The sequence below is a fragment of the Virgibacillus sp. JSM 102003 genome (assembly GCF_041949995.1).
GTDB lineage: Bacteria > Bacillota > Bacilli > Bacillales > Amphibacillaceae > Lentibacillus.
In genome coordinates this window covers 79,035-95,045 of record NZ_JBHFQH010000002.1, presented here as the reverse complement: position 1 = coordinate 95,045, position 16,011 = coordinate 79,035, and the positions used below count along the sequence as shown (strand labels likewise).

The following is a 16,011-nucleotide window of genomic DNA, read 5'->3' as shown; positions in this document are numbered from 1 at the left end:
CATAACTGAAGATTAGTAAATTTTTTCGATAATTTTTTTAACTAATTTAGTTTTCTTTTTTACGGACACCAATTGAATTATCATTTCACGATCATTGTGATTGGAATAAACAATACGACCATTCTCTAATAATGCTAAATAAAAAATTGATTTTGTCGTTCTATTGTCTAAATCCTTTTGAGTTAAGAATGATAATATATATGCACCTTTCCCATTTACCTTCGATCTAATTTCTTTTGTCTGTTGATTTCCAGGGGTTTCTACTGAAACAGAATTCAGTAGATCTATGATTTTGTTTATCTTCTTTTTATCCCAGACTTTTTTATATTCAACATCCCCATCCAGTTTTTTCTGCACAAATAATTGAGCATAGTCATTTTTTGGAATTAGTCTTGACTCCTCAAAACCACAACCACTACAAAATAGTACAAATATTAATATATATATAAATTTTCCCATCTTCTCACCGATATTTCACCCTCCTGAATTAACTTGTTTTTCTGTTTCGGGATTTTTCTAATTTATAACCGAATTAACCATCTGTCTTTGACAAACCCCATCCTTTAGATAATGCTCTTATTAAACGTAGAAAAGATAATTGGACCGCACTCTTTTACTAACCTGCTGCAATAGTTGAACAAGATATGCCTTTTCCTTATTGAAGAAATGCACACGTTTGTTTAAGTACACTCTTTCACAATCGTTTGATCTTTTTTGGTTTACATATCCTAATATTTATCAATCGTTACACCTATAACAGAAGTCCTAACAAGTTCCAGATTTTGAAACCTTTTTAATTCCTTTGGCGTTCCACTTACTACTGCTCCATTAATAGTTGTATCGTCTGTTGCATTTTCAGTGTATGGGTGTTCTTCCGAAACAGGAAATCCATAAGCATCTTCCCCGTGTTTTACTTTCCATGTATCATCATCCCATTTTTCTTCTAATCGTTCGAGTTTCTTTTCAGTTGCTTTATCAAGCCAAAGCCAAGTTACATTTTTATAGCCCAGCGTTTCACCTAATTCTTCCAGTGTTTTCGGTTCATTAAAAGAAAGCGCCACTTCAACCAATGTGTTTTCATCTAAACCGGTGGCTATTTTCAGTTCCTGGGGCAAAGAGTCATATCTTAAATTAGGGTAATAGAAGTCAATCATTCGCTCATTATTAACCTTATTATACCGAACAACTCTATTTGCTTCCTTGTTGAATTTAGTCATTTTGCTCATTCCACTGCCACGATCAATTACTTCGACATTGCCTATAGCAGGATATTTTTTCGACACAGTATCCCAAACTATTCTCCTGTTACCAATTGTTTTATAGTATGTTGTTTTGCCAACTACACTGAATAAATTATGATGATACATTGTGACACTGGTGATTTCTGCTCCTTGCTGATAACCCTCGGCAAATATATTTGGCTGCTGCACATCTTATTTTTGGATTTTTCTATTAGTGAGATACTCACTGGCACTATAAACCAATACACTACATACAACCAACGTGATAATCGAGATAACGATATATAACATGATCTGTTTCCACTTTGTTTTCTTAATAGATTTTTGAAAAGAAGGATCGCTTGTGAAATCAATTTCCGAGTTCTGATTGGAATTTTTTTTATCGTCCATCATTTCCCTCCTCATATAGCTTGACTAACTTCTTTCTAGCTCGAAACATATTCGTCTTTACAGAACTGTTGCTAATGCCTAGTAGTTTAGAAATTTCTTCATACGATAGCTCGGATTCGTATTTTAGTAGAAGAAGCTCCATAAATTGTGGTTTCAGCTTAGAAAGCAACCTATAAAGTTCTTCCCTACGCTCTTTTGCTAGAATAATCAATTCTGGCAGTTCATCTGCTTTATTTTCTTCCATATTTCCCTCTAAATTTAATATGTATTTTTTATTTTTCCGACATTGATCATAATAATAATTCAATGCCACCCGAACCAACCAGCTTCGTACTTTAGAGGAACGAATGGAATCTGAAAATCTAAGGTATTTATATGCTGTTTCTTGTACCGCATCTTCAGCATCCGAGTGCGAAACACCTTTTTTTACTAAGTACCGAAACACAATATTTAGTTCATTATTTAGTTACTCATTTTTGTTTTGGTCTTCCATTGTCCCTCCCCCTATGTTTAGAAGACGTTTGAGCAAAGAAAAAGTTTACAGGGTTAAAGTGAAAACTTATTCATTAATTTTCAAGACTTATAATAAAAAGACTGCATCCGTCAGAAAGATGCAGATACTTAAATAAGAAAGCGACTGCCTCTAGTTCAACAATCGCACCCGTTAGTTATGCGTAAAGACTTACTCAATAATTGCAAAAGTCATTCTTTCTTACCTTTTCGTTCTAAAAATATAGGTGCTATATTTAGCAAGATAGAAACAATTGTCAAAAACCAAAATGCCCTTGCCATACCAGGTATTACATCCGATAAAGCCACCCAATCTTCCACTTTTACCCACCGAGTTAGATAACTGTAATCTGCACAAATTGTTAATGCTGTAAATGATAATGCCATCGCCATAGCAAGCTTATAATCCTTTCCTGTCGCATACAAAGAAAGATTTATAACCGTTAATACTATTGCAATAACCCCTAATATTACCCACATAACTATATCTCCATTTATTTTTATTTATATCGTGTAATCAGTCTACTATGTATTAAGAAGTGATACTTACTTCACCAACTAAGCTGCTGCGTTACTTCAATAAGCAATAGGAGCTGCCAAATCGACAATTTCTTGTTCAACTAAAGCACCCGTTAGTTTAATAAACTTTCTACTCTTTCTTTCACTTCAAGCGGTAAAGACTGTTTCAGTGCTTCTTCTAACAATTGTGGATATGCTACTCCATTAGTTCTTAAATAGCTTTCAATAAGCAATGCTTTTTCTTGTTTGTTTGGAATTAACCAATATAGGATATACCAATCTTCGAGTGAACATAAAGGGATGTCCACTCCATTTATTTTTTTGTGAGTTACAATGGATTCCTGTTGCAGTGATATTTTATAAATCCCTTCTTGATGTTGTATTGCAAATCCACCCATGACATCAATATCAGTACCATTTATTCTATATTTAGAGAAATTCATTGTACGAAAAGGGGTAGAACTTAATGCTTCTTTCGGTTTCCCAATGGATGACATTATTTCGTTTAATTTGGTGGCATTTGTCTCATCTACCAAAATATCTATATCATTAGGTTTATCAATTATTTTATAAAAACTAAGTAGAAGTGAACCACCAACTCCCCAAGTTATATTCTTGTTACTCAATCTGTCGCCGATAAAAGATAACGTTTTTAGCATATTAACTCTCCTGACATTCATGGTTATTAATGTTTACTCAAGTAACCTGCTGCTATAGTTGAACAAGGAGTGCAATTTCCTTATTTAAGGAAAGATCCCGTTAGTTCATCTTTTCCTTTTTAAAAATACCAAAGTAATTATAATAATAAATACTAATGAAAAAACTGCCACATAAGGGTAAATTGATACTTCAAAAGAATATAGAAACTTGTCAATATCGGATACCTCAGAATTGCTTGCTGGTGTATCTGTGAATACAAAATGTTCTTCCATATTTTCCTCTGTAATGATATAACTTCCAACGATTCCTGAAGCTACGTATGAAACTGAAAACAAGATAATCCCGAATATCAGTAATATAAAATAAATTCGTTTTCTCAATTTCCCAACCCCTAATTTAGTCTCATATCAAAGAGCCTACTTAAACAATTCTGCTGCTTGACTTCAATAAGCAATAGGAGCTGCCAAGTCGACAACTCCTTGTTCAGCTAAAGCACCCGTTTGTTTAGGAAACACCATTCTTTCTCTCCTGTGAAAAACTAAATAATGCTATTACTAAGCAAATCATACTCAATGCCCAAACAACTCCAGCAATACCTATTTGGAAGGAAATTTCTTCTGAAGCCATTGCATGATTGTAGTCGAAAGCAATTGCCTTTAGTGCAAAATTCACTGCAACAGAGACTAACAGTAAATGCAGTAAAGTCGAGATGTATCCCACTCTATTATTTTTATTTTTTACCCAAAGTAATACAATAACTAAAATAGTAATCCCCATAATAATCGCAAATCCACCAATCAACAGACCCATAACTCCTTCTTCTAATGGCAATAAAATCCCCCTAGATTTTAATTCTTTGTTAAACTATCCTGCTGCTATAGTTGAACAAGGAGAACAATTCCTTATTCAAGGAAAGCACCAGTTAATGGAATAGAGTAATATAAATTATACTCCAGAAGTAGTAAAGAAGTACAAAACCAAAAGTACAATCATTATCACTAATATACCTAAAAGAAGACGCTTCATTGGACCCCCCCCATAATCTTTAATATTTAATTATCTACTTGTAACTATAATTTCTTTATCTTATTGGAAAATTCCTTCTTAAACAATCCTGCTGTGTTAGTGGAACAAGGGGGCATTCGTCTTATTAAAGTAAAGCACCCAATAGTTTAATAAGAATATTTGACATCCCATTAACATTTTTATTGTTTTAATTGATTCATAACATCAAGGTCACTCATTTCACACCACATTTCTTTAATTAAACTGTTCTCAAATCTAATTATCATAATACCTGTTTCTTTTACACGTTGGTCAGAAGACGGTATATCTTCCCAGCCACCTTTATAGGTCATATGTCCTGTATATCTTACAGTTACTTTATCTTCAAGTTCTAAATAATCCTCAATACTCCAAATATCATCAGTAAAAACTGTTCTAAACCAATTCATAAAATCATTAATAAACTCATCATGACCATTGAAGTCGTGATTCGGAACATGACTTACAAAATTAGGTGCAGTAATCTCTTTTAGTGCAGTGACATCACCTTTCGTGAAAATGTCATTAAACCATCTCTCAACAACTCGTTTCTTGTTCATCCAATCTCCTCCCATTCCATTATTTCTGTATAATAATTATGTAGTATTAAACTATCCTGCTGTGTTAGCACAATAAGATTAACTCAATTTTTCGACTAGAAGCTGTTTATGTTTGTTTGTTAAATTCATTAGGATAAAATTATTATTTTTTATTTGTTTAGTTAGTTTATTTACTTCTTTCCAAGCTAAATCATATTGATATTTTGTTACCACACCATCTACAAAAGCCTTCTCAAGTTCATCAGTATCGAGCTGTATTATCTCCCCTGAGGGCAGAACCACAATATCCAAAAATAGGTCATCCATCCAAGGCACATTTTCTTCGACTCCGTTTCGAAGACAAATATCAATATACCACTGAACAATTTCTCCATTAGAATTGAACATTGATGTAACTGAATGATGTGCTTCTAAAGGAAATTGGTGAAGCCACATATAATCATTATCAACAATGGTAACGTCTTTGTTGCCATACCTTTTTATTAATGGCTCGTTAACCTCAATTATATGGTTTAAGGTTACATATCCTTTAAATTCATTTGAATAAAAAAATTCTTGTGAATACCTCTTTTTACTAACACGTTTCCATCCGTTATGGTTACCGTACTTTCTTTTTAACAGCCCTTCTCCCTCCCTTGTTTAACAATCCTGCTACGTTAGTGAAATAGCGTTTTTATTTAGTTTTTGCTATTAAAGAAATGCCCCCTCTACTTTAGGTGCAATAGTTCACATTTCATATTCCAATTCATTTATTGCCAGTTTAAATTTAACAAATAACTTTTAAAAACCCAGTTTCTTTTGGGAAATCATTTCTGGTGAGTTCTCTACCAGTAATAAGCTGACTATACGAGGTTATCGTTCCATCGTGAGAAACTATGTATATTCTTTTATTTCCAATTTGCTTACACCATTTTAAAAATTCTTCTGCTACAAATTTAAAATCTTTTTCAGGTAACTTATTTATCCCTTTTGACCACCATTCATTTGATAGTTCTTCTTCGATGTAAAAATCAGTAAAATCTTCTTTTATTATTTCTTTTGTTAGAATTTCATCACAAGGTAGTGTCTGCCATTCTGGATTTTGAGGAAACATTCTTGGAGATATTAGTGGGCTTACTATTTTCCGACACTTTATACCTTCACTCCAAATTTGTGCAGTCTGTAAGGTTCTTCTAATTGGACTAATTATAATTACATCTGATTGCGATAAAGGAAACTGTTTTTTTAGTGTCTTGGCTTGATTTACTCCTTCCTTTGTTAATGCAGGGTCTAAAGTATGTAGACTTTCAGGTAAATCTAAGGTGTGTTCCCCTTGTCCGTGTCTTATAAAGACTAGATCCATCAAAGCTCCTCCTTCAAAAAAAGTAACTCTTATTCAACAATCCTGCTGCGTTACTTCAATAAGCATCAGGAGCTGCCAAGTCGACAGCTCCTTGTTCAGCTAAAGCACCAGTTAGCACAATAAGAAAACATTTTCTTATAAATTTTAGTCTATCTTTGTAAAAGAAACTAAGTCTCCATCATCACAAGAAAGAAAGCCATTTTTTTCGTAAAAAGCACGAACATCAGGTGCATCATTTGTAAGTAAAACCTTTTGACGAACATCTTCATATTTAGAAAGAATTCTCTTCAGTAATTCAGAACCAATTCCTTCATTTTGGTAACTTTGTAAAACTAAAATATCTTGAATATAAATAATTGTTAAACCGTCACCAACTACTCTAATAAGTCCTACTAATTTTTCATTATCCCAAGCTGTTACAACTGATAAAGAGTTTTCAATTGCCTTTAACAATCTCGGCATATCATTAGTATACGCTGACCATTTAACATCCCCATATAGTGTTTGCATGTCATATTCCTTAAATGGACCGTTTTCTTTGTATTGAATATTCATAATTAGTCTCCTAAAGTTTATATTTTAATGGAGAAAGGTTAATATTAACTCTAATTATTTCTATAGTCCCTATTATGCTCGAAGGTAATTTCTATGATATATATACCTTTTCAATAATTGTAGTATATTTAATATTGAAGGAATTAGATTAGTGAATTGTGTTTTCTACCACGCATTCAATAAGAAAGAATCTATTCCTACTCACCCTTTTTGAATAAAAAATGACTTCATATCTTTCTGGAATGTCTTAATTTAATATACGTTGGATTTTCTTCTGGAACTCTTTCATATTGAAGTTTGAAACCTTTGGCTTCATAAAATGGAATTCCTTTCATATTTCCTTTTTGAACAGACACCCATTGCTCTTTGGCTCCATATTCTTCTTTCTGTTGTTTCGTAAAAGCATCCAATAATTTAGAGCCAATCCCTTCATTTCTTCTTGCAGGGTCAATGTATATAACGAATAATTCTCCGACCTCTTCATCAATCATTCCTCCGCCTGCCGCACCAACTACTTTTCCGTTCTCAACGGCAACAAAATATCCACCCCAATCACGATTAAATTCTGTTACTTCTCTTAGTATTCTCTCGTGATTATAAAAATCTTTTATCACTCTTTCAATCCATTCTTTTGAGTGACTTTCCCCGTATGTCGCCCAATATCCCCTAATACATACGCTTGAAATTCCTTCAACGTGGCTTTTATTAGCCTTCATAATTTTTATCATATTTTCTCCTTTAATTCCTTTTGAAGTAACTAAATATTAAACAATCCTGCTGCGTTAGTGGAACAAGCAGTTCAATTCCTTATTGAAGATTAGCACCCGTTAATTTAAGTTCAACATTTCATCTTACCTTTATTTTCAAATAGAGTTATTGTATCTGTTTAATAATCTTCCTTCTTTATCTACCATCCCTAATCCATAGGCTTTTTCAAAAATATTATACACTTGATTCCAATTTCCACTACTCGAGTAGTTTTGGTTAATCGTAATATGTGTTTTCGCTGTTTTGGCTACATCTCTAGCATCAACTTTACTAACCATTTCAGCCTTTTCAAGAGCTTTCTTAAATTCATCATAGGTAGTGTCAGATTTATAGTCAGCCCAATTACTTATGCTACCTGTTTTTTGATATGATTGTTGTATGGGTTTAACTTTATTCAGAAAGTTATATGCAATTTAGTTGGACTATTCAGTGAACCGTTAATATTCACAGAAAACACCTCCTCTTCTTATTAAATATTCTACACTTTCTGATGTTAACCTCCTTAAGTATTCCTGCTACGTTACTTTAAGTACATTTTTTCACAATCTAAGTATTTATCTTAACATGAATATTCAGAATACCTTGTTAATCAAGCAGAAGCTAATCAATTTGGTAAATTTATGTATGCCAATTTGCATACGAAATTGTAGGTTGAAATGTAAACATACACTAGCTATTGTTATCTAACAAATAGGTTGCAAATCACACTACAATTTTAATAATTATTAAACTAAGAATACTTTGACACCAATAAAAAATGACCATCAAACTAGTATACAAAAATTGATAGTCATTTTACATTATATTTTTAATGTTTGTGATAGGAAATGGAACCTGTTACAGACTTTTTGAATTTTTTTCTTGTAAACATATTGTGATACTAAACAGGAATTTTCTATAATTACCCCAAACACAAAACTATAATTCTGTATGGTATTGTTTGGGCGGGGATACTTTTTGTGGATGGTCCATAAAATACAATGAGATCTCGGTTCGAAGGGTCTCTTGTAAAGGGTTGCCCATTTTGTAAAACAATTTGGGTATATGGAGATAGATTTAATCGTAATTGTCCATCACTACTCTCTAACTGACTATTAAAATAATCTACTTTTATATTTTGATTTGGGTTATCTTTTACCATGACGAGTGCTTGATATTGTGGAGGATAAATAAGGAGTGTAGGTGCATTCCCGTCATAATAACCTGTCACACTATCTCCTATTGAAACATTTACATGGTCTACAAAGTAAGTCGTAGGTGAAATTATGAAATTCACTATTGCTCCTGTTCCGTTTTCAACAGTTATTAACTTTTTACAGCCATCCGCTTCCCCATTTTGCCCTATAAGATCGGTAATCATGGTGACTGTCCCTTGAAAAGAATAAAATTTGGTCATCCTTATACCTCCTGTAAATAGACATTATCTATAAAAACGTCCCCGTCACATCACCTTGCTTCACGTCGGAGCATAATGTTTATAGAATAAGTCTTATTACCATTTGAAAGTTCCAAATGTTTTCCTCCAATGCACATAAACTTATTTTGTGTACCATATGTAGGTCAATATCTATTCGACTGTGTGGTTGCCCATAATACATAAATGTTCTGTACTTTTATAGGAAGTAAATTTAATACGATTAAGAAATTAATGCAATATAGGTAAATGCACAATTTTAGGAAGACAAGTTAACAGGTTTTTGACTAATGAATATGATGGTGTGAGATAAAAATTATAGGGAGAGTTTTTATGTATCCTATCAGCTAACTAACAAGTACGATGCTTTAAGATAAGGCATAGTCTATTCTTGATTCAATTTACTAAACCGATTGGGAAGAATTTATTTGTAAAGGTGTTATATTCACCCACACCAAAAGTAAAAAATGAAAATAGAATATGTTAGATTCATTAAGGGGGTGAAAGGCAATGGGTAGTTACGGATCTGGATATGGCGATACTTTTGTGTTGATTGTTGTATTGTTCATCCTTTTAATTATTGTTGGCGCTTCTTTTTATGGTTCTTACTAAAATAACAACCGAATCCATTTCTTCTTTAATTACGTAATATAATAACCTTGTCCAAAATCCTCCTGCGCTCATTAAGCTACCTTTATTATATAAATGAGAAGTCGTCCTAATCATGACGACTTCTATATATATGTGTTAGCCCCGTTGTATTAAATGTGATTTAGACAGTGAAGGCGGAAGGTAACTATTATTAATTCCATTTGGCTACTAATAAGGACATAGTGTTATTATTATTTCAATCCTTTAATCCACATTATAAGAGAAGAAAAATTAATATTAAATAAAGCCTAATTCCTCGCTAAAAAGAAAGCGTAATTAGGCTTTTTTATCCTTCGTTATTTTAATATATCATCTTATTGATAAATGTGATTGCAACAAGTGGTAAGTCTTGTCGTAATCAATGGTAAAAAAGATGATTTGATATGGCTGTATTCACTCCTACATCCAAAATACAAGGTATAGATAGGTATCTGTTAATACGCAATATGTTTATAATGCACTTCAGCAAGATCCATCAATTGTATGGCAAGTGCTTCTACTTTTGCACCGGGACAATTATATTTTCGCAGCTTCTTCTTGATTTGCCTGCGCATTTCGCGTTTGACGTCATCCTTTACTGTCCAATCGATAACAGCATGCTCTCTGATTATACCAGTAACGATATGCGTCAGGTCTTTCACATCTTCTGGTTCGAATTCTTCTAGTTCCTTTTCAAGCATTTGATAAAAGGGGTATTCCTTTGGTTCGAAGCCATGCTCAACACTTTCTTCTGCATTATTGCGCATGACATTCATGACATCACGGTATTCTTCCAGCAATTCCTCAATGGTTAGTTGTCGTGTCTTGCGCTGCTCAATTAATTCCTCTAGCCGTTCTTTCAGCGATGTATAGAGGACTGGATTTTCGTCCAGCTTAACACGTATTTCATGCTTAATCGCATGCTCTATCTCAGCTGCTTTTGATTCGGGTGACTTTATCTCATCAAGCTTCTGATCAAACCGGTTCGATAAAATATCAATCGGCTCGACCAATACATGAGGAGTTGTTGCATATACATGCTCCTCGACCAGTTCCCTTACTTTCGCACCACAGTCAGAGATGTCCATTCCAGTTTCGACATGATACCTTGACTTAGCCAATTTTCGAATCTTCCCTAGCCACTTCAAATCGTCTACATATGGCTTTGCTTTTGGATTTGGCAATACCATATCCATGCTTTCGGAAAACTTCTGAAAAGCTGTATCAAATTCATTGCGGATGTCTTCTGGTGCCAGCACCATTAAGCATGCTTCGAGATCATCTTTATTTTTATAGTCAAAAAACCGCATTGCCTTACGGTGTCGTGTTTGTAAGCGTGGGATTTCCACATCAACTTCCCGCAATGCACCTTTAATATCTTCCTCATGGAAAACACCTAATGCTTCCTCTAAGAAACGTGATACCCCATAATAGTCAACAATTAAGCCATACGTTTTTTTATCATATGTCCGGTTTGTTCTGGCAATTGCCTGGAGCAAATTATGCTCTTTTAAAGGCTTATCCAAATACATTACCTGTTCAATTGGTGCGTCAAATCCAGTTAACAGCTTATCGCATACGATCAAAAAGCTTAACGAATCCTCACTCATCGGCTTTTTAAAACGTTGAATAACCTGCTTTTCTTCCTGTTTTGCTAAATGATGCTCTTTCATCTCTTCCTCATCATTATGTCCACTGGAGATAATCACCTTGGATTCATAATCACTCAGTTCATCCAGCATTTGTTTATAAACAACAGCCGCTTGCCTGGATACAGCAACAATTTGTGCCTTGAAACCATTTGGCTCAATGTGAGTTTCATAGTGCTCAATCATATCCAACACAACCGAACGAATCCGCTTTGGCGATGCAGTAATGGTTTCTTCTGTTGCATACTTCTTTCTAATTCGCTCCCGATCTTCCTCCGAATACTCACGGAAATAACGGTCAAATAACTGATCAATCGATTCCCCATGAACGTGTAAATCAACCATCCGGGCTTCGTAAAAAATTGGTACTGTTGCCCCATCTTCCACAGACTGTTCAATCGAATATTTATCAATATAAGTTCCAAACGTTCGAAATGTACTCTTATCCGATTTATCGATTGGCGTACCGGTAAATCCAATATAAGTAGCATTTGGCATGGCCAACCGCATATTCATCGCAAGTTCACTGTATTGGGAACGATGGCTTTCATCGACCATAACAATGACATTCTCAGATTTAGTGAGCTGCGGATATTCTTTCTCACCCTCAGCCTCCTGGAACTTCTGTACAAGCGTCATGACTGTTGACCCTGGACCTCTTTGTAATAGGGTTTTTAGTTCTGAAACAGATTCAGCCTGTTGCGGATTCGGAAAACCACACAGGCTAAATGTATTCGTAATTTGACGATCCAAATCCTGACGATCGGTGACAATCACAATCGCAGGGTTTTTCATTTTAGCAATGCGTCTTAACTTTGTTGCCAAAAATACCATCGCAAGACTTTTCCCTGAACCTTGTGTTGCCCATACCACACCACCACGATGCTTGGGATCTTCAGCATGCAATATACGATCAATTGCTTTATTCACTGCACGATACTGCTGGTAACGCGTCATCTTCTTAATAACTTTACCCTCATCCGGTTCATAGACAATAAAATTTTGAATGATATCAAATAAACGTTCTTTCACTAAGATCCCAGTCAGCAAAATATCCTGGGATGATGGACTAGCACCGATTTCCGCAACAGTTCTTGGATATGGATCCTTCCATTCACTATAATGCTGCAACCTGGCACCAATTGTTCCAGCTCTAGCGCGATCATTACTAGTCGAAATCATAAACTGATTATACTTAAATAGCTGCTCATTCTCACGCTGGTAACGAAGAAGCTGTTTCACACCTTGCGAAACCTGTTCATCAGGTGGCAATGTCGGACTCTTACATTCAACCACAACCAAAGGCAATCCATTCACAAAAATCATCACATCCGGGCGAATCGTTCCCACTGCATTTGTTATTGAAAACTGATCCACTACAAGAAAATCGTTGTTTTGGATATTATCAAAATCAATAAGTTGAACCGTCTGGCTTTTACGCCCTTTCCCAAGATCCTGCTGCACGGAAATCATGTTAATCAAAAGCTCATGAAAATCCTGGTTCGCCTCCATCAGATTGGTCGCTTCCATATGCGTCAGCGAACGAATAACCTTGTTCAGGTTATTCTCAGAAAGCCATGGATTTAATCGCATTAAAGCATCCGTCAGTCTTTTTCGCAGCACAATCTCCGCCTGTGTATCCCGTTCCTCGTCTAAAGAGGCTCCATGGACATACGTATACCCAAGACTTTTCAGATGATCAATCACTCTATCTTCGACTAATCCTTTCTCATTCCAGTCTTGCGTAATACTCATGTTTCCACCACCTCTTCATTGTCGATTGGAACACGGACTTTACCGGTTAGGAGGTCTTGCATAAGACCTTGTTTTATCTCCAAGATCTTTGATAACTTTTGCTGTTCGATTTTTATTTTATAATCAATTGAAGATAATTTTTTTGAAATTTGTTTTTGCTCTCTCAAAGGAGGCTTCATTAATAATAAATCCCTAAAAGATGTTGCGTTTAATTTAAAGTTGACTTGAACAGAAGTATCCTTCGAAAAATACTCAATTGATTTTAAGTAATTTAACAAGTAATGGTAATATTGAAAATCACAGTCATCATTGTTTACTCTTATACGCAGAATAAATGAAGCAAAAGTATAATCCTCATCTAAATTAAAAATTGCTGTTTTCCCTACGTGAAGTTGACTACCAGACCTCCAATTGAACAATAAATCACCTTTTTGCAATTTAAATCTTTCCTGAGCTCTCTTCTCTATATAAACCTTCTTAGAAAGGTTTAACTCACCTTTTAAAGTTATGTTTGCACCAGTAATAATTGGGATACCGATATTAGGGTCTGAATTATTTGATACAGCTTCAGATATCCCGTATTCTACACTCGCAAATTCCTTTACTGAAAGAACTTCCCATGTACTAGGTATCTCCCCTAAAGGTGAGTGTTTAAATTGGGTATGCCCTACCCCTTTTGTTAAGAGTTGTTGCATCACCCCACTCTTTACTTTTTCTGTTTGATGGATAATTTGTTCTGTCTTCTCTATCGCCTCATCTACAGAAGAAAGGATTGCTACTATTTTTTGTTGCACCTTTATATTAGATGGAATTAGTATATTAAAAGTTTTAATTTCTGATTTGCTAATTTCTTTAAAAGTACTACCTGAACCCAAACTTTCAAATTTCTTAGCATTTAAAACTAATGTATAATATAAAAATTCAGGGTCTATTAACTCATTTTTACTTATAAAATTAGTAAATCCTTGATTAGTTGTCACAGGTATTCTATTTATTACACATTTACCAATAGTTGCTCGGGTTGTCATTAGCACATTATTGACATCTATTAGTTTTGCAGCACTCTTTTGAAGACCAATTTCTGTAATGGTATTAAGAGTTTTGTCTAAATACTTATTATTGTTCTTGGTAATATCTGTTGGCGTAACCCATTTTATATTTCCATTCCAATAGCCAGTTTCTTGTCGACTTGGGGTGCCTCCACCAACGATTTCAGCAACATCTTCTAATTTTACTTTTTCCCACTCACTCACCGTACCCCAACTCCTTCAAATACCCATACATCTCACTTTCAATTTTATCCCGTTCGCTTTCTAACTCTTGAAGTTCGGATAACGCATCAGCAACATCAATCTGTTCTTCTTCCTCTGTGGTATCAATATAACGAGCTATATTTAGGTTATAATCGTTTTCTTTAATTTCTTCTAAACCAACTACGCGGCAGTATTTTTCTTGTTCTTCCCATGAATCATAGGCTGCTACGATTTTTTCAATATCTTCAGTTCTTAATAGGTTTTGATTTTTGCCTTCTTCATAGTTCTTTGAGCCATCCAGAATAAAAACTTTACCTTTATTTTCAGTACCTTTATTTCTATTTAATATTAAGATACATGCCGGAATTCCAGTTCCATAAAACAGATTTGATGGTAAACCAATAACAGCTTCAACTAAATTCTCTTTTAACAATCCTTCTCGAATCTTGCCTTCAGCTCCTCCACGGAACAAGACACCATGAGGCATGACAACTCCTGCTTTACCTTTATGATTCAAAGTAGAAATCATGTGCTGGATAAATGCATAATCTCCCGCATTTTTAGGAGGGATACCAAAACGAAAACGACCATATTCATCACTTTCCGCTTCTTCACGCCCCCAATTCTTCAGTGAAAATGGTGGATTGGCAATTACGCGATCATAAAGAGACAACTCCCCATCTTCAGCAATAAGCTTCGGCTCACGGATTGTGTCCCCACGCTCAATTTGGTGATCACTTAAGCCATGCAGCAACAGATTCATTTTACAAATTGACCACGTGTTTAAGTTACGCTCCTGTCCATGCAACGATAGATTACGTGGATCGCCACCTTCACTTTTTATGTAATCCACTGATTGAATCAACATACCACCAGAACCAGCAGTCGGATCACAAACACGCATACCTTCCTCTGGCTTTATCAAATTAACAATTAATTCAACCACTTTGCTTGGTGTATAGAATTCGCCGCCCTTTTTACCAGCATCATCTGCAAATTGTTTGATTAAATATTCATACGCACGTCCAAGCATGTCAGGCTCGGACAAGTTTCCAGTTGAAAGATCAATTGAAGAAAAATGTTGAACAAGCTGAAGCAATAATTTATCAGGAAGTTTTTCTTTATCATTGAAGTCAATACTTGCTAGCACACCTTCAAGTGAAGTGTTCTCTTCCTCTAGTGCCTCAAACGCCTTGTTAATCGTGTTACCGATATCTTGTGTCTGACTCTGAATATGCTTCCAACGAGCACGATCAGGCACAAAGAATTGGTGCTCATCACGATCATACCATGCGTAATCGTCACCTTCTTCTCGTTCAATTGTCTCCGCTGTTTCAACAAAATCATCGCTCAAACGTTTCAAAAATAATAAACCAAATATGTAATTTTTATAATCAGAGGAGTCAATGCTCCCACGTAATATATTAGCTGATTCCCATAAATGGGCTTCAAGTTGCGGCAAGGTTAATTTACTCATTTTAGTTTTCCTCCATATGTATAGTCCTATGTTACTAATTATAACAGAGATGGGGGTGGGGGAGTATATGTTTGCTGGTTATCGGTGTGAGGTGTGCATGTTTTTGTGTATGCTAAAGAAAAAGGCATACTGAAGTTAGTATGTCTTTTCTCAATCTGTCTTCAACAATCACGTCTAATTATTGAAGATCATTTTTTATTGCATAGTATCGTTGTACTACGCAGTATATAAAGCTATTTTTTAT

The 16,011-nt window shown here is 34.8% G+C and carries 18 protein-coding genes; 1 reads left to right on the top strand and 17 read right to left on the bottom strand.

Annotated features, from left to right (window positions below; genetic code table 11):
- Window positions 1-12: 12 nt before the first annotated feature.
- From ACE1TG_RS02885 to ACE1TG_RS02820, 14 genes are all read right to left on the bottom strand, one after another.
- On the bottom strand, window positions 13-459 hold the full coding sequence (locus tag ACE1TG_RS02885; RefSeq protein WP_375050855.1) for a hypothetical protein: 447 nt from the start codon (window positions 457-459) through the stop codon (window positions 13-15).
- A gap of 269 nt (window positions 460-728) precedes the next feature.
- Window positions 729-1,430, bottom strand: coding sequence for an anti sigma factor C-terminal domain-containing protein (locus ACE1TG_RS02880; protein WP_375050854.1), 702 nt, complete (start codon window positions 1,428-1,430; stop codon window positions 729-731).
- Between the two features lie 190 nt (window positions 1,431-1,620).
- The gene (locus ACE1TG_RS02875) at window positions 1,621-2,076 is read right to left on the bottom strand and encodes an RNA polymerase sigma factor (protein ID WP_375050853.1); all 456 of its coding nucleotides are present in this window, start codon (window positions 2,074-2,076) and stop codon (window positions 1,621-1,623) included.
- A gap of 257 nt (window positions 2,077-2,333) precedes the next feature.
- Window positions 2,334-2,621, bottom strand: a complete 288-nt coding sequence (locus ACE1TG_RS02870; protein ID WP_375050852.1) for a hypothetical protein — start codon at window positions 2,619-2,621, stop codon at window positions 2,334-2,336.
- A gap of 152 nt (window positions 2,622-2,773) precedes the next feature.
- Complete coding sequence (locus tag ACE1TG_RS02865) at window positions 2,774-3,319, bottom strand: nucleotidyltransferase domain-containing protein (RefSeq protein ID WP_375050851.1); 546 nt, start codon at window positions 3,317-3,319, stop codon at window positions 2,774-2,776.
- A gap of 105 nt (window positions 3,320-3,424) precedes the next feature.
- Window positions 3,425-3,700, bottom strand: a complete 276-nt coding sequence (locus tag ACE1TG_RS02860) for a DUF4306 domain-containing protein (RefSeq protein ID WP_375050850.1) — start codon at window positions 3,698-3,700, stop codon at window positions 3,425-3,427.
- Between the two features lie 124 nt (window positions 3,701-3,824).
- Entirely contained in the window at window positions 3,825-4,151 is a 327-nt protein-coding gene (locus ACE1TG_RS02855; protein WP_375050849.1) for a hypothetical protein, read from the bottom strand.
- Window positions 4,152-4,525: 374 nt separating this feature from the next.
- Window positions 4,526-4,924: an ester cyclase gene (locus ACE1TG_RS02850; protein ID WP_375050848.1), complete on the bottom strand. Its 399-nt coding sequence runs from the start codon at window positions 4,922-4,924 to the stop codon at window positions 4,526-4,528.
- Between the two features lie 78 nt (window positions 4,925-5,002).
- Window positions 5,003-5,359: a ribonuclease FAU-1 family protein gene (locus tag ACE1TG_RS02845; RefSeq protein WP_375050847.1), complete on the bottom strand. Its 357-nt coding sequence runs from the start codon at window positions 5,357-5,359 to the stop codon at window positions 5,003-5,005.
- Between the two features lie 331 nt (window positions 5,360-5,690).
- Window positions 5,691-6,266 carry a histidine phosphatase family protein gene (locus tag ACE1TG_RS02840; RefSeq protein ID WP_375050846.1) on the bottom strand — a complete coding sequence of 192 codons (576 nt, stop codon included), beginning with the start codon at window positions 6,264-6,266 and terminating at the stop codon, window positions 5,691-5,693.
- A 144-nt stretch (window positions 6,267-6,410) separates the two neighbouring features.
- The gene (locus ACE1TG_RS02835; protein ID WP_375050845.1) at window positions 6,411-6,821 is read right to left on the bottom strand and encodes a GNAT family N-acetyltransferase; all 411 of its coding nucleotides are present in this window, start codon (window positions 6,819-6,821) and stop codon (window positions 6,411-6,413) included.
- A gap of 227 nt (window positions 6,822-7,048) precedes the next feature.
- The gene (locus ACE1TG_RS02830) at window positions 7,049-7,549 is read right to left on the bottom strand and encodes a GNAT family N-acetyltransferase (protein ID WP_375050844.1); all 501 of its coding nucleotides are present in this window, start codon (window positions 7,547-7,549) and stop codon (window positions 7,049-7,051) included.
- Window positions 7,550-7,684: 135 nt separating this feature from the next.
- On the bottom strand, window positions 7,685-7,867 hold the full coding sequence (locus ACE1TG_RS02825) for a hypothetical protein (protein WP_375050843.1): 183 nt from the start codon (window positions 7,865-7,867) through the stop codon (window positions 7,685-7,687).
- A 623-nt stretch (window positions 7,868-8,490) separates the two neighbouring features.
- The gene (locus tag ACE1TG_RS02820) at window positions 8,491-8,985 is read right to left on the bottom strand and encodes a hypothetical protein (protein WP_375050842.1); all 495 of its coding nucleotides are present in this window, start codon (window positions 8,983-8,985) and stop codon (window positions 8,491-8,493) included.
- A gap of 528 nt (window positions 8,986-9,513) precedes the next feature.
- Here ACE1TG_RS02820 and ACE1TG_RS02815 point away from each other — a divergent pair.
- Window positions 9,514-9,615 carry a YjcZ family sporulation protein gene (locus ACE1TG_RS02815; protein WP_375050841.1) on the top strand — a complete coding sequence of 34 codons (102 nt, stop codon included), beginning with the start codon at window positions 9,514-9,516 and terminating at the stop codon, window positions 9,613-9,615.
- Between the two features lie 473 nt (window positions 9,616-10,088).
- On the opposite strand, the gene ACE1TG_RS02810 is transcribed toward ACE1TG_RS02815, so the two are convergent.
- Genes ACE1TG_RS02810 through ACE1TG_RS02800 form a run of 3 tightly spaced genes read right to left on the bottom strand, consistent with a single transcriptional unit; the run spans window position 10,089 to window position 15,767 of the window.
- The gene (locus ACE1TG_RS02810) at window positions 10,089-13,037 is read right to left on the bottom strand and encodes a type I restriction endonuclease subunit R (RefSeq protein WP_375050840.1); all 2,949 of its coding nucleotides are present in this window, start codon (window positions 13,035-13,037) and stop codon (window positions 10,089-10,091) included.
- Window positions 13,034-14,290: a restriction endonuclease subunit S gene (locus tag ACE1TG_RS02805; RefSeq protein WP_375050839.1), complete on the bottom strand. Its 1,257-nt coding sequence runs from the start codon at window positions 14,288-14,290 to the stop codon at window positions 13,034-13,036. Before ACE1TG_RS02805 ends, ACE1TG_RS02810 begins: the two co-directional genes overlap by 4 nt.
- Window positions 14,283-15,767, bottom strand: a complete 1,485-nt coding sequence (locus ACE1TG_RS02800) for a type I restriction-modification system subunit M (RefSeq protein WP_375050838.1) — start codon at window positions 15,765-15,767, stop codon at window positions 14,283-14,285. Before ACE1TG_RS02800 ends, ACE1TG_RS02805 begins: the two co-directional genes overlap by 8 nt.
- Window positions 15,768-16,011: the final 244 nt, after the last annotated feature.

Excerpts from the sequence above, each read along its gene's own strand:
- ACE1TG_RS02825 (WP_375050843.1), bottom strand. The coding sequence starts at position 7,867 with ATGGTTAGTAAAGTTGATGCTAGAGATGTAGCCAAAACAGCGAAAACA.
- ACE1TG_RS02850 (WP_375050848.1), bottom strand. The coding sequence starts at position 4,924 with ATGAACAAGAAACGAGTTGTTGAGAGATGGTTTAATGACATTTTCACG.
- ACE1TG_RS02815 (WP_375050841.1), top strand. The coding sequence starts at position 9,514 with ATGGGTAGTTACGGATCTGGATATGGCGATACTTTTGTGTTGATTGTT.
- ACE1TG_RS02885 (WP_375050855.1), bottom strand. The coding sequence starts at position 459 with ATGGGAAAATTTATATATATATTAATATTTGTACTATTTTGTAGTGGT.
- ACE1TG_RS02830 (WP_375050844.1), bottom strand. The coding sequence starts at position 7,549 with ATGATAAAAATTATGAAGGCTAATAAAAGCCACGTTGAAGGAATTTCA.
- ACE1TG_RS02820 (WP_375050842.1), bottom strand. The coding sequence starts at position 8,985 with ATGACCAAATTTTATTCTTTTCAAGGGACAGTCACCATGATTACCGAT.
- ACE1TG_RS02810 (WP_375050840.1), bottom strand. The coding sequence starts at position 13,037 with ATGAGTATTACGCAAGACTGGAATGAGAAAGGATTAGTCGAAGATAGA.
- ACE1TG_RS02800 (WP_375050838.1), bottom strand. The coding sequence starts at position 15,767 with ATGAGTAAATTAACCTTGCCGCAACTTGAAGCCCATTTATGGGAATCA.
- ACE1TG_RS02865 (WP_375050851.1), bottom strand. The coding sequence starts at position 3,319 with ATGCTAAAAACGTTATCTTTTATCGGCGACAGATTGAGTAACAAGAAT.
- ACE1TG_RS02870 (WP_375050852.1), bottom strand. The coding sequence starts at position 2,621 with ATGTGGGTAATATTAGGGGTTATTGCAATAGTATTAACGGTTATAAAT.
- ACE1TG_RS02845 (WP_375050847.1), bottom strand. The coding sequence starts at position 5,359 with ATGTGGCTTCACCAATTTCCTTTAGAAGCACATCATTCAGTTACATCA.
- ACE1TG_RS02840 (WP_375050846.1), bottom strand. The coding sequence starts at position 6,266 with ATGGATCTAGTCTTTATAAGACACGGACAAGGGGAACACACCTTAGAT.
- ACE1TG_RS02835 (WP_375050845.1), bottom strand. The coding sequence starts at position 6,821 with ATGAATATTCAATACAAAGAAAACGGTCCATTTAAGGAATATGACATG.